Below are 22,815 nucleotides of genomic sequence, written 5' to 3' on the forward strand. Positions count from 1 at the left end.
TTGTCAAATCCTTCTAAATATTTTATTAAAAAAACAACCTTAAAATATTTGATCTAGGGAATCTTCTTTATTTTTGTGAATTATCAAATAATTCCCTATCCAAAATGAGATCAAAAATCACCTTAAAAGAGCTGGCTAAATTATTGAATGTATCGGTTTCTACAGTGTCAAAATCCCTGAATGACAGTCCGGAGATCAGTCCAAAAACAGTACAGCGGGTGAAAGAGTTGGCAGAACTGCATAAGTACCGGCCCAATCCTACGGCTGTTAATTTAAAACGGAACCGGACCGGAAATATCGCCGTAATCGTACCTAATATTGCCAACACGTTTTTTGCCAAGGTGCTTGGGGGTGTGGAAAATGAAGCCCGGAAACTGGGCTTTCAGGTAATCACGTATATTACCAATGAATCCATTAAACTGGAACAACAAATAACCGAACTTGTTTCAAATGGTTTGGTAGATGGATTGTTGATTTCAGTATCTGAAGAAACCCAGAAATTGAAAGATTATGATCATTTGTTCCGACTTACCGAATATGAAATCCCGGTGGTTTTATTCGACAGGATAAATGTTGATATGGAATTGGATAAAGTAGGGGTAGACGATAAGCAAAGTATTTATAATGCGGTTAAGTTCTTACATTCTAAAAATCTGAAAAAAATAGCACTTGTCTGTGCACTTGGTGATATAGGTTTGGGAAAACAGCGTATAGAAGGTTTTGAGAATGCCTGCCGGGAACTTGATATTCCCCTGAATAAAGATTTTTTAATAATCTCTCCGGATACCGCTACATTAAAAACCAAACTCGATAAATTGCTGCAGGTAGAAGAGATGCAGGCCTTGATCGGGCTTGATTATCTTAGCACATTACTCGCTTCAAGGGTAGCTCAGGAGAATAAATTGAAAATTCCGGAAGACATCAAAATAATTGGCTATGTTAATGAAGATTTTGCTCCATTTTTATTGCCGTCGATAAGTTATGTAGATCAACATCCGGTAGCAATGGGAGAGATCGCTGCCTCTTTATTGATAGAAAGAATTCAAAAGCCAAAGGGAAAAGAAATCATCAATAAAATACTCAACACAGAGTTTGTTCATCTTGATTCAACCCGGTTTTAAAAGTGTTTATTTAAAAATAGTTGCGCTTAATTCTGAAGTAAATCCGGGGCATTTATTTGAGGTTAAAATCCCGGGAGCTTTTTCTTCTTTCACCTAGATAATAGCTTTTATCCATCATTGTAAGTAAAAATGATGCAACGAATTTTACTTAACTCGTATTTTTGTTATAACTATAAAATTAAAACTAATTTTATTCAGCCAAATTCCTGCAGGGATTTTAAAGAAAATAACTTTAAATTAGCTCAAAAATTTTTTGAAGCTTAAATATCTTCTTTTATTCGTCCTGGTTTCATTTCCTGGTTTCTGTCAGGAATTACCTCCTGTAATAAATTTCAATCCCAATCAGTACAACGCCGGGAATCAAAACTGGATGGTTTCCCAGCATTCTAATAGGAATATTTATATAGCCAATAGCATGGGCCTTCTTGAATATACCGGAGCCGAATGGAGTTTATATCCAATGCCAAATAAGACAATAGCGAGGTCTGTTCAGGTCGCCGGTGATAAAATATTTACCGGTGCCTATATGGAAATAGGTTACTGGATGAAAAACAGCAAAGGTTTGCTGGAATATACCAGTTTGATGCCAAAATTTCCTGGAGAAGTAAATGATGGAGAACAGTTTTGGCACATTGAACACATAGGCGATGTGCTTGTTTTTCAAAGTTTCGAGGGACTTTATCTATGCAATCTTAAAACCCTTGAAATATCAAGAGTGCCTACTCCACCTGTTGCAATTACCAATCTTTTTAAGGGAGAAAGCAGTGTTTATTTTCAAATGATGGCAGCCGGCCTCTTTACCATAAAGAATAACCAGCCTGAAATGGTTATTCCCCCGCTTGAATTGTTGGATATTGAAATTATGCATGTTTCTGAAAAGGGAAGTTCTCTTCAACTTATTAGTCGAAGCGGAAATTTTTATGAATGGGATGGGCAAGCGTTAAGAAGGACCTATTTAGAACTGAGTGAAAAATTGCGGAATCAAAGTATCTACTCTGCGCATAGCCTTGCGGATAATTCACTTATTCTTGGAACGGTAGAGCAAGGGATCTATCATGTGGATGGAAAAGGAAATATCCTCCTTCATTTCAACCAGAAAAATGGATTGATCAATAATACTGTTCTGGATCTATTTGTAGATAAAGATAATAATGTTTGGGCAGGCCTGGACAATGGACTGAGCATTATTAATCTGGATTCCGCTTTTTTGCTTTACCAGGATAATTATGGCAATTTAGGATCTGTTTATACCTCTTTAGAAACAGAGGAATTTCTTTATGTGGGAACCAATCAGGGATTGTATTTCAAAAGGAAAAAGGACGATATTTATACTTTAATGGATGGTACTAATGGTCAGGTTTGGAGCTTACAGCGTATTGGTACTAATTTATTTTGTGGCCATAATAATGGAACCTATATTATAAATGGAGAAGTTGCAACCAGGATCTACGATGCTTCTGGAACCTGGGTGGTGAAAAATTATGAAGGAAATCCAGGGTATTACCTGCAGGGGCATTATAATGGCATAAGTTTGCTAAAGGAGGAAAATGGAAATTTCAGTTTTATTGGAATGATTGAAAATTTCCCCCATTCCTCTAAATTTTTAATTTCCGAAAAGGACGGGGATATTTGGGCAGTAAATGAACATAAGGGAGTTTACAGGATCCAGATGGACTTTCCTGGGACAACAGTTAATAGCATAGAAAATTATACTTTTGGAGACAACTCAGGAATAAATTCCAGCATTTTTAAGTTTAATGATACGCTGTATTATTCTTCAAGAGAAAAATTGTTTCAGTTTCAGGAATTAGAGAATAAATTTAATGCAGAGAGCAGCCTGGCAACCTTGTTGGATGAACTTGATCTTGTTTCAGGAAGGATGGTCAATACAAGCGATAATGTACTCTGGGGTTTTCTTAATGATGCTGTAATTAATATAGAAGCAGCACAACTGAGTAATGCCTATAAAATGGGAATGGTGCATTTGCCAAACGATCTTCGGAATATTACCCTGGGCTATGAAAATATTACCTTGCTCGATAATAATTCCTATCTACTAGGAGTTTCCAACGGATATTTGAAATTCGAAAAGGATTTTAACCGAAACTTAGAGTATGAAATTAAAATAGACAAGGTTTTCAAGGCAGCCCTGGATGAATCTCCGGAACTCATAGATCTAAATGAAGCTCCCACCTTTCATTATAAAACAAATAATATTTCATTTAATTATAGTATTCCGGAGTATAAGAAATTTATAACCCCGGTCTATAGCTACCGGCTTTTAGGTTTAAGTACAAACTGGAGCAACTGGACAGAGACTTCTTCTATTGATTATACCAATCTTTCCTATGGCGATTATGAATTTCAGGTGAAAGCAAAAATGGGTATTCAGGAGCTTGATCCTGTAAAGTATAATTTTGAAGTTTCCAGGCCCTGGTTTCTTAGCTATTCGGCAATTGCTGTATATGCGATGCTACTTTTTATAATTGGTTATTTTATAAATAAGGGATATAAAAGAAAACACCTTAGGTTAATAAGGGAAAAGGAAAAGGAAATGAAGTTGAAAAATCTCGAGGTAGAAAAGAGGATTATAGAACTCCAGAATGAACAACTTGAAAAGGAAATGACAGGGAAGAACAAGGAACTGGCTGTTTCTACAATGAGTCTTATTAAAAAGAATGAATTTCTATCCAGTATAAAGGACAAATTGAAAGAATCTAAGGAAACTTCTGAAGTGCGATCGGTCATTAGAACAATTGATAAGGATATAAGTGAAGAGGATAACTGGAACTTTTTTAAAAAAGCATTTAATAACGCCGATAAAGATTTCTTTAAAAAGATGAAAACCACCCATCCTAACCTTACTTCCAACGATCTAAAACTTTGCGCTTATTTAAGGTTAAATCTTTCTTCAAAAGAAATTGCTCCCTTGTTAAATATTTCGGTAAAAAGTGTGGAAATTAAGCGATATCGATTGCGAAAAAAAATGGAATTGACTCATGACTCCAATTTAGTGGATTATATTTTGGAGGTATAATCTATACATTCTACTTTTTTACCTCTACAACACCTCTACATTTTGAAATTTTTATTTTTATTTTTAAAAATTATAATGGTTGTATATCAAATATTTATGATCTTCTAGAGTCCTGTTTTAAAGCTTTCCGTATAGCTTTACCCCGCTGCTATTTGTATAAACACCTCTCTGTATGTTTTTTGTACAGGTTTCTTTTCAGCATTCTTAACATTCAATTAATATATTGCTAAGGCAAATTTAACAATTAGTCTAATGAAGAAATTCAAATGTTTTATAATTGCCTTTTTAGGTGGTATTTTATTGATGCAGTCTCAAAGCGTTTCCATAAGTGGAAAAGTGACAGATGAAAACAATGTGCCATTATTAGGGGTAAACGTTCTGGTAAAAAATGAAACCAGGGGAACCACAACAGATTTTGACGGGAATTATACAATTGATGATATCTCCCCTGGAGATGTTTTACAGTTTAGTTTTTTAGGCTTTGTTGCCCAGGAAATCACAGTTTCTAACCAACAATCAATTGACGTAGAGTTACTAACCGATTCAGAAGCACTGGATGAAGTTGTTGTGGTGGGTTACGGAACACAAAGAAAAAGTAATGTTGTAGGTTCTGTAAGTAGTGTTGAGGTAGATGAAGCCACCGCCATACCTACCACCAATGTTGCAGAAATGCTAAGAGGAAGGGCTGCGGGTGTGCAGGTGAACTTGGGGAGTGCCAGACCGGGAGGAGGATCGAATATTGTAATACGAGGAAATGTTTCTGTTGCACCAAATGGTAATTCACCATTAATTATAGTTGATGGATTGCCATTTGACAATTTAAATGATGTTGCACCTGATGATATTGCCAGCATTGAAATCCTGAAAGACGCTGCTTCAACCGCAATCTATGGTTCAAGAGCTTCAAACGGGGTAATATTGGTGACCACCAAAAGAGGTGTTGAGGGTATATCCAGGATAAATTATAATGCGTATACCACTATACAATCGGTTACAAGAAATTTCAACCTTTATGATGGATCACAATTTATTGATCTGAAAAGAGAGGCAAACAGGAACAGATTTACTGGCGATTACCTGAACGATGAAAACATATTCAGTCCCTTTGAATTAGAAACCATTGAGAACAACCAATTTGTCAACTGGGAAGATCTTGTTTTAAGAGATGCGGTAATCCAGTCTCATTCCCTGAGCTTTTCAACAGGGACGGAGAAGACCAAAATCTTTTCAAGTATAAATTATTTCACTCAGGACGGTATTATTCCCAACTCCGGTTATGATAGGGGTACCTTCAAATTAAACCTTGAACACCAACTAACCGATAAGCTGACTTTCAATGGTATATTTAATTATCAAAATGCCACTCAGGACCAAGAAACGGGAGGTTTAAACTTTACTACTATTACACCATTAGCGAAACCATTTGATGAAAATAACGAACTAGTTAAATTTTATCTGGGTAATTCTATAACCGCGGTTAACCCATTGTGGGATCAAAGAGAGTCTACGGATGAAAGCAAAATAAACTTAACAGATGTAAACCTTAACCTTACCTACAAAATTACGCCATCTTTAAGTTACACACTAAATACATTCCTCAGAAATAGGAACACCAATAGAGGTATTTACCGATCATCCTTGCACTCGGCGGGAGATGAAGGAATAGGTGGTATTGGCGTTCTGGCTAATACTTTATTCAAACAGGTTTTAGTTGAGAATATAGTAAATTATACCCCTCAGATCAATGATGACCATAGTTTAGATATTACCGGTGTTCAGGCTTTTGATGAACAGACAAACGAATATACCCAACTTGACAAGTCAGGATTTACTAATGATGCCCTTGGATATAATGGTGATGCCACAACTTTACTGAACAATGTGAGGAATCTTTCCGAAAGAAGACTTCTATCCTTTTTGGCACGGGTTCGTTACGGCTATTTAGATAGGTATCTGCTGGAAGCTACTGCTAGGGCAGATGGGGCTTCCGTATTTGCAGCCAATAATAAATGGGGATATTTCCCTGCTATTTCCTTTGCGTGGAAATTGCACCAAGAACCCTTTTTAGAAAACGTAGAAGGCATAAACGAAATGAAACTCCGGGTAAGTTACGGAGCCACAGGAAATCAGGGTATTAATTCCCTTGAATCTTTGGGAGTTGCCGATGACAGGCCATATGTGTTTGGTGGTCAGACTGTGGGCGGATCAACGGCCTCCTCGCGTTTGCCAAACCCCAATCTAAAATGGGAAACTACTACAACCTTTAATGCAGGAGTCGATTTTAGATTATTCAGCAATCTTTTTGACGGTACTATAGAATATTATAAATCAAATACCACAGATCTTTTGTTAGACAGAGCCATCGCGGGAACAACCGGTTTCAACGTTATCCGCTTTAATGTGGGGGAATTGCAGAATGAGGGTCTTGAAGCGTCTCTAAATTCTAACTTTATTAGGACTGAAAACTTAAGATGGACCATGGGCCTTATTTTTTCCACAAACAGCAATGAGATCATTTCACTAACCGGTGAGACCGATGATAATGGAAACCCGATAGATATTACAGATAGTTCCGGAAGACGACTCTCTATTGGCCAATCTATTAACAACATCTGGCTGCCAAAATATGATGGCATCTATCAGGAAGGGGATGATATCGCAGGGTCAGGTAATCCTTTGGCGCAACCTGGAGATGTCCGGGTGGTTGATCAGGATGGAAACGGACAAATAGATGATCGTGATAATGTTTTTACCAATACAGATCCAGACTGGTACGGTTCCATTACTAATACAGTTAACTATAAGGGTTTCGAACTCTTTGCCGATGTGTATTTCGTTCAGGGAGCAACCCGATTGAACAATGTTCTGGCGAATGGTGAACTTTGGAAAGGAGCAATCAATGGAATAAGAACGAAATATTATACTCCGGAATTTCCTTCCACTCAATATCCCAGACCAAAACCGGATACTCACCTACATCTCTTTCCTTTTTCTGTACGTGATGCCTCTTATATTCGCTTAAGAACCCTAACTTTTGGCTACAATATGCCTAATAGTGCCCTTTCCCAAATGGGGATTCAGAATGTGAAAATTTATGCCACCGGAAACAATTTATTGACCTTTACAGATTTCAGGTCCTATAGTCCTGAACAGGATCCAATAATTGATGGTGCTACGTCGTTTCCCGAAACCAGAAATATTACCATTGGAACCAATATTACATTTTAAGTAACTAGTTATAAACCACCCATTATCGCACCTATAATTGCGATCTTTAATCTAAATTGGGCCAGTTAAAACCAAATAAATAGCAACAGATGAAAATTATAAATGGTTATTTGTTATCGAAAAGATTTTTTGTAATATTTATTACATTAACGCTGACTACGTCTTGCCAGGATGATTTCCTGGAAGATAAATTGTTATCTGATACTTCTGTAGATTTTCTATATTCCTCCCCTGAGGGATTGGAGTCAGCCGTTGTAGGACTTTATACCTTGAACAGGACCATCTACGAAGACAACAGACTTAACGGCACCATTCCGTTGATCTTGCAGGGTAAGAGTGATCTGTCTGCCGGAATAACCGGGGAAGTTTCCCTTTACAGCAGGCTCTTATGGGGTGCAAGCCTGGGTGATTATGGAACATCCGAAGGTCTCAATGCCTATTGGGTCTATTATTACAGAATAATAGACCGGTCGAACGCCATTATTCGTGGGGCTGAGAATTTAACTGATATTGATGAGGACCGAAGAAATCAGATTTTGGCAGAAGCGAAGACCATGCGCGCCAATTCTTATTTTATCTTATACAGACTTTTCAATAATATATTCGTTACCACAGAACCTACAACACCGGATAATGCTTTTGACCAGCCTCAGGACAAATCTTCTGAAGAAGAGATCTTTTCATTATTAAGGTCGGACCTGGATTTTGCCATTGACAACCTTAGTTACACTCCGGAGCAATTCGGCAGATGGAGTCAGGGTGCTGCAAGGCATTTACGTGCCATGGTTGCGCTTTGGGAAGAGGATTATAGCGAAGCGGCCGCACAGGCTGATGCTGTTATAAACAGTGGTAATCACAGTTTGACCACTACTCAGCAGGTTTTTGAGGGAGACCTGAATCATTCCGAAACTTTATTTGCGGTTAATTTTGAGTTTCAAACCATTGGAGGAGGTAGTCCACATATTTTGAACTGGAACATGGTATCTTCCTATGCAGAAGCCCCTGGCCTGGTACAATCTATTGAAAACGGAGGAGCAGGAGCAGGTTTTATTTCATTAAATAAATATGTGATTGACCTTCTTAATGAAGATCCAAACGATAGTAGGAGAGACAGTAACAGTTCCTATTACATTTTTGAATACGAATATAATGATGAGACCGGGCTTCCCGCAGGCAAAGAATTAGGCGAGCCACTGGACTTATATGTAAATAGTGAAACGAATCAAAATGAATTTATGCTGTATTACCGAAGGCAAAATCCGGGAGTAATAAAGTTTTTTGATGCGAACGTGGAGCCTACTGACAGAAATCATTTTAAGAACATTATGATCTACCGACTTGCTGAGACCTATCTCATAGGCGCTGAAGCCCACATGATGCTGGGAAATACGCCAAAAGCATTAGAATATCTGAATGCCGTAAGGACAAGAGCCAATACAGCCCCAGTGTCTGAGATAGATCTGCAGGCCATTCTCGATGAAGGAGCAAGAGAGTTAGCTTTTGAAGGGCAACGTTGGTATACCCTAAAACGTACAGGAAAACTATTTGAATTCCTATTGGATCACATGAATAACGATAACCTCAATGAATCCTATCCTGAGGGAAATCCTAAAAACATATTGAGGGAATACATGAAAAACTGGCCCATCCCTCAGCAGCAAATAGATCTTTTGGGACCAAACTACCCTCAAAATGAAGGTTATAATTAAGAGTTGACAAAATAGGTAACTAAAAAATTACGAAATGAAACGGAATAGTCTAAAAAAGCACATACAGAGTTTTAATTTACCTTTAATACGAATCCTTTTCGTATTGGGTATACTCAGCACAATGATTTCCTGCGAGGCGGAAGATGATATTCCACCTGAATCTGCCTATGTTGAGCCTGAACCTGTAGAGGGGTGTGTCTTTCAGGTCATTGTCCCCGAACTGACCGAGGGAATAGATTTTGAATGTGGAGCGCCTGAATTCACCACTTTTGGGGAAAAAGACGGTTCTATAACCATTGAGCCCGCTGACAATCCTGATAAGGAAGGAATTAATACTTCTGATAAGGTTATCATGGTTACCCAAACTGCGGGAGTGGAAGGATGGGCCGGTTTTGTCTTTGATCTGGCTTCTAAAGTTGATTTCTCTGAAAAACAAACCATTAAAATTAAAGTATATTCTCCGGCTGTGGGTCAAAACATTCTCTTGAAACTGGAAGACAGTGCAGATGGTTCCATCAATAAAGAGGTTACTATGCCTACAACAGTGGCCGGGGAGTGGGAAGAGCTTTCATTTGCCTTTTCTCCAAGCGACTCCGATAAATTTGACAAAATGGTGTTATTCTTCGATTTCTCTGGAGAAAAAGATGCCACAACAGTACATTATTTTGATGATATAGTTCTTACCGCCGGTGGTGGTGGAACAGTAGCAAGCACAACAAGCTTTCCTGTAAATTTTGAAACTGCTGCAAATGGCGGGGCAGCTGAAAACTGGTTGGTTTTTGAAAATGTTGATAATCCTCCATTAGAGATTATCAACAACCCTGATATGACTGGTAATACCTCTGCAACTGTTGCACAGTTTACTGCGAGGAAAGATGGGCAATCTTTTGCTGGTACTATTACTCAACTAACCACACCTTTTACTTTGAATGCATCTAACAGCACTGTTACGATGATGGTTTGGAAGTCAGTAATTAGTGATGTAGGAATTAAATTTGAAAATGGCGCAGGTGGTTCTACAGGAGAAATCAAAGTGGCAAATACCAAGACCAACGAGTGGGAAGAGCTTACTTTCAATTTTTCAGGAGTAGTAGGAGATCCTAATAATACAGATATAACAGGTCTTGTTGTTTTTCCAGATTTTAATGATAGCAGAACCCAAGACAATGTTGTTTATTTTGATAATATTACTTTAAGTGGTGGTGGAACAAGTGGTGGAACCAATCCAACTGCTTCAGCTCCAACACCAACTTTGGATGCTGCAAATGTGATTTCCTTGTTCAGCGATGCTTATACAGATGTACCTGTAGATACCTGGAGAACAGATTGGTCTGCGGCAACCCTGGAAGATATATTCATTGATGGCAATGCCGTTAAAAAATACAGCGAACTTAATTTCGTAGGAATTGAAACCGTGGGTAACCAGATAGATGCCTCTGAAATGGAGTTTTTCCACACAGATGTATGGACGGCTGATGCTACAGAAATTAGAATAAAACTGGTAGATTTTGGTGCCGATGGTGCCTTTGACGGAGGTGATGACGTGGAACACGAAATTACCATAGCGAACCCACAACAAAATAGTTGGGTGTCCTTGGATATTCCACTTTCAGACTTTCCTGGCTTAACTACTAAAGCAAACATTGCTCAACTAATTTTTGCAGGTCAACCGGCAGGAAGTGCAACTATCTTTATAGATAATGTTTATTTCTACAAGGATACTGCTGCAGCAACAGAACCACAATCTGCTGCGCCCACACCAACCCCAGTAGCGACCGATGTGATTTCCTTGTTCAGCGATGCTTATACAGATGTACCTGTAGATACCTGGAGAACAGATTGGTCTGCGGCAAAATTGGAGGATATTAGCATTGTTGGAAATGCCGTTAAAAAATACAGCGAACTTAATTTCGTAGGAATCGAAACAGTGGGCAATCAGATTGATGCTTCTGAAATGCAATTTTTTCACACCGATGTCTGGACGGCCGATGCTACAGAGATCAGAATAAAACTGGTAGATTTTGGAGCTAATGGAGCTTTTGACGGCGGAGGGGATGATGTGGAACATGAGATTACCATAACCAATCCGGAAAAAAATACCTGGATTTCCTTGAACATCCCTCTTTCAGACTTTACCGGATTAACGACAAGAGCAAACATCTCTCAGCTGATTTATGCAGCACAACCGGCAGGAAGTGTTACTATTTTTATTGATAATGTTTATTTCAGCAAATAATACAGTAAAGGAGGTTCCTGAGGATCGAAATATGATCAGAAAAAACATGATTAAAATGAGCTATGAAAATGACAAAATATAATTCTGTTTACATTTTAAAAACTATGAGCTTCCTTTATGTTGCTTGTTTCCTGCTGTTTTTTTTCAATTCCTGTAGTTCAGGAGATTCAGAAATAAATACAGCCGTTTCAAATTTACAGGTAGAGGTATCCTTAGCCGGGGCTAATGACCAACAGCCTAATGGAGATGGATCAGGACTAGTCCAGGTAACTGCCACGGCCGACAATGCTGTGAGATATGCATTTCGTTTTGATAACGGAGATGTTCAGGAAAGCACTTCAGGCATCATGGAATACACTTTTACCAAAGAAGGAACATATACATCAAATGTTGTGGTCTGGGCCTATTCAGAATCCGGACAATTCGTAAATGAAACGGTGAACTTCACCGTTTATAAATCTGATGTACAATTCACAAACCTTGTCTTTTTTGACGAATTTGAATACGAGGGAAGTCCGGATGAAGAAAAATGGCATCATCAGGTCATTCCCCCAAATAATGGCAGCTGGTTCAACGACGAATTGCAACATTACACAGCCCGTACTGAAAACTCCTATGTGAGCGATGGCACTTTAAAAATTAAAGCTATAAAAGAGCAATATTCTTATGGTGCTTCCACTAAATCCTACACCTCTGCCCGCTTAAATTCCAAATATGCCTTTACTTTCGGCCGGGTTGAAGTACGAGCCAAACTTCCCGCAGCAGCGGGTACCTGGCCGGCAATCTGGACGCTTGGCGCAAATTGTAACGAAACCGGTAGTTTTTTCGAAGGTCAGTATGGAAGCGGACAGTGGCCAGGTTGTGGTGAAATTGATATTATGGAACAAACCGGATGGGATAAGAATACCATTATCTCACACTTTCATTGGGGAGATAGAAATACCGGAGAATATAAGAATATGGGAGGTACGGCGCCTGTTGCAAATACATCGGGAGAATTTCATGTCTATTCCATGGAATGGACCAGTAGCAGCATTAAAACCTTTGTAGACGGGAAACTGATTTACGAGCTGCCTAATTCCAGAGAAAAACCATATGATCATCCCCATTATTTATTGTTGAATATCGCTATGGGCGGAAATTTGGGTGGTGCTATAAATGATGATTTCCAGGAGTCTTCAATGGAGATTGATTACGTGAAAGTATTTCAATAGACACTATTTGTTTAGCTATAAACTTCCGGAGTTTCGGCTCCGGATTTTATTCAATTAATCCTGAAGAAATGTTTATTAGCTTCCCTTTTATTTGGCTCCCTTGAGGCACTGGTTTTTCAGGGTAATTATTCTTTTTAAAGTAATTTATATGAAACGCTTCTTTTTAAAAATTTTCCTGGCGCTAACGTTGATTTTCAGCGGAAATTCATACGCTCAGGACTTACCGGTAAGCACGGAAACAGACACCCTTTTCTATGACGATTTCTCCGGAACTTCCCTGGACAGGGAGAAATGGAACGTCATTGGGACCGACTTTTGGGTGAATAACGAGCAGCAGGTCTATGTGGATTCCACGGCAACTATTTTCACTGTGGAAGGTGCCGATGCCAAAGGAGCCGAAAATGCTCTGGTACTCAAAGCTCATTACAGCCCAAGCTTTATAACTTTTCGCGGAAATGATTTCGATTTTATCTCGGGCAGGATTGATACCCGTGACAAAGTAATGTTCACCTATGGAACTGCTGCTGCCAGGATGAAACTTCCAAAAGGTTCCGGATTTTGGCCCGCTTTCTGGGCACTGGGCGGGGGTGATTGGCCCGAAACCGGGGAGATTGATATTATGGAATATGTGGGAGAGACAGATTGGATAGGGGTTGCCCTACACGGCCCGGGATATTCCGGAGAGACTCCGCTGGTTAATAAATACTTCTTTCCTGAAGGTGAAGATGTGACCGACTGGCATGTGTATTCTGTTGAATGGACGCCGGAGGGATTTGATTTTAAAGTTGATGGCAGGTTGATCTACCGGGTTACAAAACCTATGGTAGAGCATTACGGGAAATGGGCTTTTGATAACCCAAAATTCCTTATTCTCAATCTCGCCTTGGGCGGTGCGTATCCGTACAAAACTAATGGAGTGGAAGAACCTTATAAGGGCATTCCTGCATCGACGGTGGAACTTATAAAAGAAGGAAAAGCAGAAGTGCTTATTGACTGGGTCTTAATAAGAAAATAAAAGGAGAATTGATTAGCCAAAGATCCTCCCCAAAAATGACATTTTTGAGGAGGATCTATTATTGCCCAGGCTTTTAAGTTCGTCCGGCCGGGATCTGTGAGAATTGCCTCAAACACACCCGTAAATTTACCAAATGTAGCATTCCGGACTTCAGATGCTAAGACAGCAGTAATTATTCAGGATAAAGCTGAAATGGAAAGATTGGTGAACGTTAAGTCAGGGGAAATTCAAACATTTTTTAATCTCCCTGCTGGAGCTGTTGGAACATTAATATTGTAAAAAAATGAGAATTAGAAAATTTTCCAACGAATTGGCAATAACGATGTATGGATTTATTCCTGTTCAGGCGCAGGATCACGGGCAACAATCCAAAACTGAAATTGCAACTAAAGTAGCGGAGATCCTTTCAAAAATAACTTTGGAGAAAATATTTTTCCTCCGTAATATAATTTAAGATCATGAAAAAATTAATCCTTACCGCCCTGCTTCTTAATGTTTGCTTTTTTACTTATTCCCAAAACTCAACTATTAAAAGTTCTGTTGAAAATGTAGAGACCAAAGTAGATTCTGTATTGTCATTAATGACTTTGGAAGAAAAAGTGGGCCAGATGGTGCAGTACAATGGAAGCTGGGATCTTACGGGCCCTGCCTCGAATGTTGATGCCAAACAAAAGGAGGAAAACATTAAAAGCGGCAAAGTTGGTTCTATGCTAAATGTGTTGTCTGTAGATGCTACCCGACAAGCACAGGAGCTGGTAATGAACAATTCCCGACTTAAAATTCCGCTGATGTTTGGTTATGACGTGATCCATGGATATAAAACCATATTCCCGGTGCCACTGGGTGAAACAGCAAGTTGGGACCTGGAAGCTATGGAGGAGTCGGCAAGGATTGCCGCCCTGGAATCTGCAGCACACGGGGTGAACTGGACATTTTCACCTATGATAGATATCTCCAGAGATGCCCGCTGGGGTAGGATCATGGAAGGAAGCGGGGAAGATCCATATCTTACTTCTAAAGTTGCGGTTGCAAAAATAAAGGGCTATCAGGGGAATGATCTGGCAGATGCAAATACTATTGCCGCAACTGCCAAACATTTTGCAGGTTATGGATTTGGGGAAGCAGGACGTGATTACAATACGGTTCATATAGGCGAAAATGAACTTCACAATACAATCCTTCCACCTTTTAAAGCTGCTGCAGAAGCCGGGGTAGCCACATTTATGAATGCTTTCAATGATATCGATGGTACTCCTGCCACAGGCCATAAGATCCTGCAAAGAGATATTCTCAAGGGCGACTGGAATTGGAATGGATTTATTGTTTCAGATTGGGCTTCTATACCGGAAATGATCTACCACGGATTTGCAAGAGATAAGAAACATGCTGCAGAAATTGCTGTGAAGGCCGGGAGTGATATGGATATGGAAGGTGGAGCTTATGAAAACCATCTTGAGGATTTGGTAAAATCTGGTGAAATTGATGAGGAACTATTGGATGATTCGGTTAGAAGAATACTTCGGGTGAAATTTAAATTAGGGCTTTTTGATGATCCTTATAAATATTCAAATCCGGAGATGTTAAAGAATATTTCTTTTGAGGAGCATTTAAAAACCGCAAGAGATATTGCTAGTAAATCGATTGTCTTGCTAAAGAATGAAGGTGAACTTTTACCTCTTAAACCTTCAGTAAAAAACATTGCAGTAATAGGGCCATTGGCGGACGACAAAAATTCCCCAATAGGAAACTGGCGGGCACAGGGAGAAGAAAATTCTGCTGTTTCCGTTTTAGAAGGAATTAAGAATGCAGTAGGAAATAATGTAAGAGTAACTTACGCCAAGGGAGCTGATCATGGAACCGGCGTTAAAAATTTCCTTCTTCCACTGGAGATCAATGAAACAGATAAATCTGGTTTTGCTGAAGCAATTGAGGTTGCAAAAAATGCGGAAGTCGTGCTAATGGTTCTTGGGGAAGATGCATTCCAAACAGGTGAAGGTAGAAGCCAGGTGGAGATTGGACTTATGGGGGTGCAACAGGAATTGCTTGAAGAAGTTTATAAAGTGAATAAAAATATCGTATTGGTTTTGATAAATGGCAGACCTCTGGAAATCTCCTGGGCAGCAGAAAATATTCCTGCAATTGTAGAAGCCTGGCATCTGGGATCTGAAAGTGGAAATGCTATAGCCGATGTGTTGTTCGGAAAATACAATCCTTCGGGAAAACTCCCGGTTTCATTTCCAAGAAACGTTGGGCAGGAACCTTTGTATTACAATCAAAAAAACACCGGCCGCCCATACAGTGCCGAACATGTCACTTATTCCGGCTATACCGATGTTGAAAAAGATGCACTTTACCCTTTCGGATACGGACTAAGCTATACAACCTTCAAATACGGAGTGCCACAACTTACATCGAAGAAATTGACTCAGGAAGGTTCAATAACTGTCACAGTCCCTGTAACCAATACAGGTAAGTTGAAGGGGAAAGAAGTTGTTCAGCTTTATATAAGAGATCTTGTGGCGAGTACTACCAGGCCGGTAAAAGAACTGAAAGCCTTTGAAATGGTTGAACTTGCTCCCGGAGAAACCAGGGATGTACAGTTTGAAATTGATGAAAAAATGCTTCAGTTTTACACTGCAAATAAAAAATGGGAATCTGAAGAAGGAGAATTTGAAGTTTTAACAGGTGGCAATTCAAGAGACCTTCAGAAGCAAGAATTTAACTTAAATAAATAAGGTCCTGGTTAAGATAGCCATTACTTTTTTAGTTTTTTATTTTCAGGTCAGGTTGAATTGTCACCCTGAGACCAGCGATAATAAAATTTATGTAGCGTAGGAGATAGACATAATCGGGGACAGAAAGTGAAAAAGTTAAAAGTTAAAGAGGAATTTAAAGGTCGGGGGGATGAAGAATCAGTTAAGGTAAAAATAAATTCTGCGGAATTCTGCGAATTTTGCGGGAGAAAGCCAGAACTAAAGATTTTGTAAGAGGCCTTTTAACTCAACGGGAGCAATACAAAAAGAATGCATTAGTATCGATGATTCTTATTGTACCTGAGTTATACTTGACAAGGCATTACTTTTTTTTAGAAATACGTCAATGGTAACCTGCCCGACAAAGTCATTCAGGCGGGTTTATTTCCGGGTCTAATATGATGAGGAGTTCTAAATATGATAGGACTGGAACAAGATCAGTCTGAACGTTTTCTATTCCACGGTGTTATATAATATAATAATTTCCAAATATTGCTTATCAGCTTCAGATAAAACTAAAGCTTTAAATAAAAAATAATGAAAAAATTACAGCCAATTGTACCGTTGGGTCTTTTACTGATTGTAACTTCCTGTTCTTCCCAGGCACAGGTTATCTTTGAGGATAATTTTGAAGGTGATCAACTCAACATGGAGTTTTGGAGCTATGAAGAAGGGGATGGATGCCCAAATTTATGCGGCTGGGGAAATAATGAAAGACAAATCTATAACCGGGATTGTGTAAGCATTGAAGACGGAAAACTTGTGATTGAGGCAGTAAAAACCGGTGACAAGTATTTTTCAGGAAAGATCAATACAAAAGACAAAATAGAATTCCAATATGGAACTATTGAAGTTCGCCTAAAACTCCCTACAGGTCATGGATTGTGGCCTGCTGTGTGGATGCTTGGAGCTAATATTGATGAGGTAGGATGGCCGGGTTCCGGAGAAATTGATATTATGGAATATGTAGGAAGGGAGCCGCATACGGTATATTCTTCTTTACATACTCCTGCAAGTCATGGGGAAACAGAGAACTCTAAAAAAACAATTATAGAGGATATTGAAGAAGGCTATCACACATTTAAAACGGTTTGGACCGAAGATGATATTCAATATTTTGTAGATGGAGATCACGTTTATACCTTTATCCCCAAGGCATATGATGATGCGAATTATCCATTTAGGCATCCATTTTACTTTTTGATAAACCTTGCAGTTGGTGGAAATTTTGGTGGTCCGGAGGTGGATGACACCATATTTCCGGCTAAATTTTACATCGATTGGATCAAAGTGACCAAGAATTAGTTATTTTCAATTATTTTTAATTAGTTTTAACAGATTCTTAAAATCTTCCCATGAAACAACCATTAGAAAGATTTTTTCACACAGTGGAATGATTATACGGAGGTTACATATGACCGCTAAAACAATAAGATAAACAGATGAAAAATAAAACCTACCTTATTCTTATCACTATAGTGTCCGCTCTTGGCGGACTCCTTTTTGGATACGACACCGGCGTGATAAACGGTTCCCAGTATTATTTCAGTAAATATTTCGAACTGGATCCCGGGATGAAAGGTTGGGTTGTTGGGAGTGCTTTAATAGGTTGTTTTGTGGGTGCCATAGTTGCCGGGCCTTTGAGCAAAGCCATTGGAAGGAAATATTCCCTTATAATCTCTGCTATTTTATTTTCACTTTCGGCCTGGGGTTCAGGATTACCTGGATTTTTACCGGAATCTGTTTCCCTGTTAGTGGTTTTTCGATTAATTGGCGGATTGGGAATTGGGATAGCCTCGATGAATGCACCAACCTATATCGCAGAGATCGCTCCAGCAAAGATTCGTGGTACCCTGGTAAGTTATTATCAACTTGCCATTGTTGTAGGGTTTTTCGTCGTGTTTTTAGTTACTTATATGATAGGAAATTCGGCTACCGAAGCCGAGAATGTTCAGGAAGGATGGAGATGGATGTTCTGGTCTGAACTTATTCCTAGTACATTGTTTTTAATATTGTTATTTTTCGTTCCTAAAAGCCCCAGATGGCTTGCTATAAAAGGACTCAAATCTGAAGCATATAAAGTATTGACCCGAATTCACGGAGAAGAAGTTGCAAATACCGAAATTCGCGACATTGAAAAGTCCATTGAAAAAGATAAACATAAAGTCAAGCTGAACATATTTGCAAAAGGGGTGTTTTCAATCATTGTGATAGGGACGGTATTATCTATTTTACAACAGTTTACCGGTATTAATGCGGTGCTTTATTACGGTGCCGATATTTTTGAAAGAGCTCTTGGTTTTGGACAGGAAGATGTATTGCAGCAACAGGTATTGCTGGCCGCTATCAACCTGGTATTTACATTTGTGGCGATGGCAACAGTGGATAGATTTGGAAGAAAACCATTGATCTATATTGGAGCAGTGGGAATGTTAACAGGATTTTTAATGCTTGGTGGAACACTAATGACCGATTCTGTAGGATTGCTTTCTTTGGTGGGTGTATTGTTGTTTATCGCTTCCTTCGCAATGTCTATGGGGCCTGTGGTATGGGTGATCTTATCTGAAATGTTCCCTAACAATATGCGAAGTACCGCAATGTCAATTGCCGTAGCAGCACAATGGGCAGCGAACTATGTGGTAACCCAGTCTTTTCCTCTGGTTGCCGAAAGCGAAGTGAATAATAGCGAATACTGGAATGGATCTTTACCTTATTTTATATTCTCCGTATTTATCCTTGCCATCATATTCTTCACATACAAATATATCCCGGAAACCAAAGGAAAATCTCTTGAAGAACTGGAAGATATGTGGGATATTCCGGAAGAAGCAAAGCAAATACCCAAATAGAAATGCCCTGCTTACAATTTAAGGAGTACCATTTATAAATGAGAAAAGGAATTTAAACCGATACTAATAATCAGTTTAAGTTCCTTTTTTGTATGAAGAACTTTTTTAGTAATTGGGATGCCTCTGTTTCCATGATCCCAAATTTCACCTTTGTTTTTGGATGGAGTTTTGTTCCCATTTTTCTAAAACCACGTTCAGGATCCCCGGCGGCAAAAACCAGGTTAGAAATCTGTGCCCAATAAAGTGCTCCTGCACACATCTGGCAGGGCTCAAGGGTGACATACATCGTACAGTTTTTAAGGTATTTCCCGCCCAGGTAATTGGCTGCGGCCGTGATGGACTGCATTTCGGCGTGTGCGGTAACGTCATTCAATAATTCTGTGAGATTGTGCCCGCGTGCGATTATCTTTTCATCGATCACAACAACAACACCCACAGGAATTTCGCCCTTCTCAAAGGCAATCTCCGCCTCCTGAAGCGCTTTCCTCATAAAATATTCATCGTCAAAAGGAGTCAGTTTCATATGTAACTTTCTATTGTTTTTTATTGGTCATATGTAATTCGCATTTCTTCATCGGTGTTTGCATCTGGTTTCCGTTATGCTCATTTCATATTGAAATTTAAAGTTTATGAAAGGTATAAATATAAGTTGGAATACATAAACGCAATTATTCGGGATTGGTTAATCCGTTAATTCGTTAATTCGGGATTGGTTAGTTCGGGTTACTTCCTTAGGTCCTGGGGCTTTATTTCTTTTTGGAGGTGCATCTGCTGAAAACCCAAAAAAGAACAGGGAAAAATACAGATTCAAAATGTACCTTTGTTTTTATGGCTGAAAGTATTTTAATGAACATCGATTCTCCTTCCGATCTGAGAAAACTTCCGCATGAAAAACTTCCGGAACTTGCGGCAGAATTGAGGAAATTTATCATTGATATTGTTGCCTCCAAAGAAGGTCATCTTGGAGCCAGTCTTGGAGTGATAGAACTCACTATTGCCCTTCATTACATTTTTAATACTCCTGAGGATTTGCTTGTGTGGGATGTGGGCCATCAGGCTTATGGTCATAAGATTCTCACCGGCAGACGCGATATTTTCCATACCAACCGCCAATTAAATGGCCTTAGTGGTTTTCCTAAACGCGAGGAAAGCGAGTTTGATACTTTTGGAGTAGGGCATTCCTCTACCTCCATTTCGGCAGCACTCGGTATGGCGCTGGCCTCTAATTTAAAAGGAGAATTTCAGAAACAACATATAGCTATAATAGGAGATGCCTCTATCGCGAGCGGAATGGCCTTTGAAGGCCTCAACCACGCAGGCGTTACCAATGCAAATCTCCTGGTTGTATTAAATGACAATGCCATTGGGATAGATCCCAGCGTGGGTGCTCTAAAACAATACCTCACCAGGGCAAAAGTGGGACAAAAACCATCTCAGGATAATATTATTCAGGCCCTCAATTTTAAGTATTTCGGACCTGTAGATGGTCATGATATTCCCGGCTTGCTGAAAACCTTTGAGGAGCTAAAAAAGATCAAAGGACCAAAATTTCTCCACGTAATCACCCGAAAGGGAAAAGGCCTGCAGAAAGCTGAAGAGGATCAGGTGAAATACCACGCTCCGGGAAAATTTGCACCCGATACGGGGGAACTTTTACCATATAATACCGATGGATTGCCTTTAAAATATCAGGATGTTTTTGGACTAACTCTCGTGGAACTGGCCGAAAAAAATAAAAAAATTATTGGGATCACTCCGGCAATGCCAACAGGAAGTTCCCTTAAATTTATGATGGATGCTTTTCCGGACCGGGCTTTTGATGTTGGTATTGCAGAGCAGCATGCCGTAACTTTGGCAGCGGGAATGGCTACCCGCGGATTCACGGTCTTTTGCGCCATTTATTCCACTTTTTTACAACGTGCGTATGATCAGGTGATCCATGATGTTGCCTTGCAGAAACTGCCGGTCATTTTCTGCCTGGATCGTGCCGGATTGGTAGGTGAGGATGGAGCCACCCACCACGGGGTATTTGATATCGCTTATTTGCGTTGCATTCCAAATCTTATTATAGCAGCTCCGTCAAATGAGGTAGAACTTCGTAATTTGATATATACTGCTCAATTGAATTTAACCGCTCCGCTGGTAATTCGATACCCGCGGGGCAGAGGGGTAGTGCTGGACTGGAAACAGGAATTTAAGGCGGTGGAACTCGGGAAGGGAGAGAAACTGAAGGATGGAACCAAACTGGCTGTAATAAGTATAGGTAGTATTTGTAGTAATGTGAATGTTGCTATTGAAAGTCTCGGTTTTTCTGAAGAGATTGCCCATTATGATGCAAAATTTGTTAAACCTCTGGACGAGCGCATGCTTCACGAAATTTTTGATATTTTTGACAAAATAATCACAGTAGAAGATGGAGTGATTTCAGGTGGGTTTGGTACTGCAGTTCTGGAATTTGCCTCAATAAACCACTATCATGCTCAAATGAAGTGTTTGGGGATCCCGGACATATTTATAGAACATGGAAATGTTTTAGAATTGCAAGAAATCGCTAAAATTGACGTTCTAAGTATATCGAATGCGATCAAAGATCTTCTAAAGTAACCAAAACTAATACGATTTAAATTTTTCACCCTCATGCAACCCAAATTATTCCTTATCCTGTGCCTTCTTTTTAATTTTTCATTTGGTTCTGCTAAAGAGTATTACTTGGTAAAGAAGGATACGGTCCAAAACGATACTGTTGCTATAGACAGTGTTATAACCGAAGCCCAGGAGGAAGTAATAATCCTATGGACCGAAAAAAATGCCGTGGGTGTAAATTTTAATGAAGTTGCTTTTATAAACTGGAACGCGGGTGGGAATAATTCTATTTCTGCAAACTTTTATGGGAATTTTGAGCGGAATTATAAAAAGGATCTGCTCTCCTGGAAAACCAATGCCTCGATAAGATACGGATTGAATGCTCAGGAAGGACGTGAGTTAAGGAAAACGGACGATCAGATAATGTTTAATTCAACGGCCGGTTATAGAAGGGATTCTACTTCAAACTTTAGGTACTCGGCAAAATTTAATTTCAATACACAGTTTGCAAGTGGTTTTCGATATCCAAATACCCAAAACCCCATCTCTAAATTTATGGCTCCTGCATACGCCTTTTTAGGAATAGGGTCTGAATATACCCACCCCAAAGAAGATCTTACCGTATACCTTTCACCGGTAACTCAAAAGTCTACTTTTGTACTGGACCAGGGTTTTGCAAATGAGGGAAGGTTTGGGGTTACTCCTGCTGTAAGGGATGAAGAAGGAAATATTATAGAAAAAGGAGAAAAGGTTAGGACAGAGTTTGGAATGTTGTTAACCAGCGGATTTTCAAAAGAAATTTTTTCTAATGTAAAGCTGGATAATCAGTTGAGCTTATATTCAGATTATCTCAATAACTTTGGTAATATTGATGTGGATTGGGAACTAAATTTAAATCTTACCGTGAATGATTTCGTTAAAGCCAGCATAGGTTCTCACCTAAAATACGATGACGACATAAAGGTTCAGGGAGATGTCAATGATGACGGAGAGCAGGAAAGCCTGGGGCCAAAAATACAGTTCAAGCAAATGCTGGGAGTAGGCCTGGTTTACGAGTTTTAAGGCCTTTT

At 39.3% G+C, this 22,815-nt stretch carries 15 protein-coding genes; 14 read left to right on the forward strand and 1 reads right to left on the reverse strand.

The genetic code is table 11. From position 1 onward, the window contains the following. Positions 1-104 precede the first annotated feature (104 nt). From GILLI_RS11080 to GILLI_RS11130, 12 genes are all read left to right on the forward strand, one after another. The gene (locus GILLI_RS11080; protein WP_006989203.1) at positions 105-1,121 is read left to right on the forward strand and encodes a LacI family DNA-binding transcriptional regulator; all 1,017 of its coding nucleotides are present in this window, start codon (positions 105-107) and stop codon (positions 1,119-1,121) included. Between the two features lie 253 nt (positions 1,122-1,374). Then, entirely contained in the window at positions 1,375-4,158 is a 2,784-nt protein-coding gene (locus GILLI_RS11085) for a helix-turn-helix and ligand-binding sensor domain-containing protein (RefSeq protein WP_006989204.1), read from the forward strand. Between the two features lie 252 nt (positions 4,159-4,410). Further along, positions 4,411-7,386, forward strand: a complete 2,976-nt coding sequence (locus GILLI_RS11090) for a SusC/RagA family TonB-linked outer membrane protein (protein WP_006989205.1) — start codon at positions 4,411-4,413, stop codon at positions 7,384-7,386. An 89-nt stretch (positions 7,387-7,475) separates the two neighbouring features. Further along, the gene (locus GILLI_RS11095) at positions 7,476-9,095 is read left to right on the forward strand and encodes a RagB/SusD family nutrient uptake outer membrane protein (protein WP_006989206.1); all 1,620 of its coding nucleotides are present in this window, start codon (positions 7,476-7,478) and stop codon (positions 9,093-9,095) included. 34 nt (positions 9,096-9,129) lie between these two features. Next, positions 9,130-11,331: a carbohydrate binding domain-containing protein gene (locus GILLI_RS17740; protein ID WP_006989207.1), complete on the forward strand. Its 2,202-nt coding sequence runs from the start codon at positions 9,130-9,132 to the stop codon at positions 11,329-11,331. Positions 11,332-11,399: 68 nt separating this feature from the next. After that, the gene (locus GILLI_RS11105; protein WP_245545628.1) at positions 11,400-12,545 is read left to right on the forward strand and encodes a family 16 glycosylhydrolase; all 1,146 of its coding nucleotides are present in this window, start codon (positions 11,400-11,402) and stop codon (positions 12,543-12,545) included. A 148-nt stretch (positions 12,546-12,693) separates the two neighbouring features. Next, on the forward strand, positions 12,694-13,560 hold the full coding sequence (locus tag GILLI_RS11110) for a glycoside hydrolase family 16 protein (RefSeq protein ID WP_006989209.1): 867 nt from the start codon (positions 12,694-12,696) through the stop codon (positions 13,558-13,560). Between the two features lie 96 nt (positions 13,561-13,656). Further along, positions 13,657-13,839, forward strand: coding sequence for a glycoside hydrolase family 30 beta sandwich domain-containing protein (locus tag GILLI_RS19080; RefSeq protein WP_040506597.1), 183 nt, complete (start codon positions 13,657-13,659; stop codon positions 13,837-13,839). A gap of 4 nt (positions 13,840-13,843) precedes the next feature. Next, positions 13,844-14,014: a hypothetical protein gene (locus GILLI_RS18425; protein WP_006989210.1), complete on the forward strand. Its 171-nt coding sequence runs from the start codon at positions 13,844-13,846 to the stop codon at positions 14,012-14,014. 4 nt (positions 14,015-14,018) lie between these two features. Beyond that, positions 14,019-16,295, forward strand: a complete 2,277-nt coding sequence (gene bglX, locus GILLI_RS11120) for a beta-glucosidase BglX (protein WP_006989211.1) — start codon at positions 14,019-14,021, stop codon at positions 16,293-16,295. Positions 16,296-16,850: 555 nt separating this feature from the next. Continuing rightward, positions 16,851-17,618 (forward strand): glycoside hydrolase family 16 protein, encoded by a 768-nt coding sequence (locus tag GILLI_RS11125; RefSeq protein WP_006989212.1) that lies wholly within the window; start codon positions 16,851-16,853, stop codon positions 17,616-17,618. Between the two features lie 137 nt (positions 17,619-17,755). Then, positions 17,756-19,162 (forward strand): sugar porter family MFS transporter, encoded by a 1,407-nt coding sequence (locus tag GILLI_RS11130; RefSeq protein ID WP_006989213.1) that lies wholly within the window; start codon positions 17,756-17,758, stop codon positions 19,160-19,162. A 70-nt stretch (positions 19,163-19,232) separates the two neighbouring features. Here GILLI_RS11130 and GILLI_RS11135 read toward each other — a convergent pair whose 3' ends face one another. Further along, positions 19,233-19,685 (reverse strand): nucleoside deaminase, encoded by a 453-nt coding sequence (locus GILLI_RS11135; RefSeq protein ID WP_006989214.1) that lies wholly within the window; start codon positions 19,683-19,685, stop codon positions 19,233-19,235. Positions 19,686-19,990: 305 nt separating this feature from the next. On the opposite strand from GILLI_RS11135, the gene GILLI_RS11140 reads away from it, so the two are divergent. Continuing rightward, positions 19,991-21,766 (forward strand): 1-deoxy-D-xylulose-5-phosphate synthase, encoded by a 1,776-nt coding sequence (locus GILLI_RS11140; RefSeq protein ID WP_006989215.1) that lies wholly within the window; start codon positions 19,991-19,993, stop codon positions 21,764-21,766. 33 nt (positions 21,767-21,799) lie between these two features. Further along, on the forward strand, positions 21,800-22,807 hold the full coding sequence (locus GILLI_RS11145; protein WP_006989216.1) for a DUF3078 domain-containing protein: 1,008 nt from the start codon (positions 21,800-21,802) through the stop codon (positions 22,805-22,807). The last annotated feature ends 8 nt before the right edge of the window (positions 22,808-22,815 follow it).

This window comes from Gillisia limnaea DSM 15749, assembly GCF_000243235.1.
Classification (GTDB): domain Bacteria; phylum Bacteroidota; class Bacteroidia; order Flavobacteriales; family Flavobacteriaceae; genus Gillisia; species Gillisia limnaea.

Coding starts and splice junctions, on each gene's coding strand:
- GILLI_RS11080 (WP_006989203.1), top strand. CDS start 105: ATGAGATCAAAAATCACCTTAAAAGAGCTGGCTAAATTATTGAATGTA.
- GILLI_RS11090 (WP_006989205.1), top strand. CDS start 4,411: ATGAAGAAATTCAAATGTTTTATAATTGCCTTTTTAGGTGGTATTTTA.
- GILLI_RS11095 (WP_006989206.1), top strand. CDS start 7,476: ATGAAAATTATAAATGGTTATTTGTTATCGAAAAGATTTTTTGTAATA.
- GILLI_RS17740 (WP_006989207.1), top strand. CDS start 9,130: ATGAAACGGAATAGTCTAAAAAAGCACATACAGAGTTTTAATTTACCT.
- GILLI_RS11105 (WP_245545628.1), top strand. CDS start 11,400: ATGACAAAATATAATTCTGTTTACATTTTAAAAACTATGAGCTTCCTT.
- GILLI_RS11110 (WP_006989209.1), top strand. CDS start 12,694: ATGAAACGCTTCTTTTTAAAAATTTTCCTGGCGCTAACGTTGATTTTC.
- GILLI_RS18425 (WP_006989210.1), top strand. CDS start 13,844: ATGAGAATTAGAAAATTTTCCAACGAATTGGCAATAACGATGTATGGA.
- bglX (WP_006989211.1), top strand. CDS start 14,019: ATGAAAAAATTAATCCTTACCGCCCTGCTTCTTAATGTTTGCTTTTTT.
- GILLI_RS11125 (WP_006989212.1), top strand. CDS start 16,851: ATGAAAAAATTACAGCCAATTGTACCGTTGGGTCTTTTACTGATTGTA.
- GILLI_RS11130 (WP_006989213.1), top strand. CDS start 17,756: ATGAAAAATAAAACCTACCTTATTCTTATCACTATAGTGTCCGCTCTT.
- GILLI_RS11135 (WP_006989214.1), bottom strand. CDS start 19,685: ATGAAACTGACTCCTTTTGACGATGAATATTTTATGAGGAAAGCGCTT.
- GILLI_RS11140 (WP_006989215.1), top strand. CDS start 19,991: ATGGCTGAAAGTATTTTAATGAACATCGATTCTCCTTCCGATCTGAGA.
- GILLI_RS11145 (WP_006989216.1), top strand. CDS start 21,800: ATGCAACCCAAATTATTCCTTATCCTGTGCCTTCTTTTTAATTTTTCA.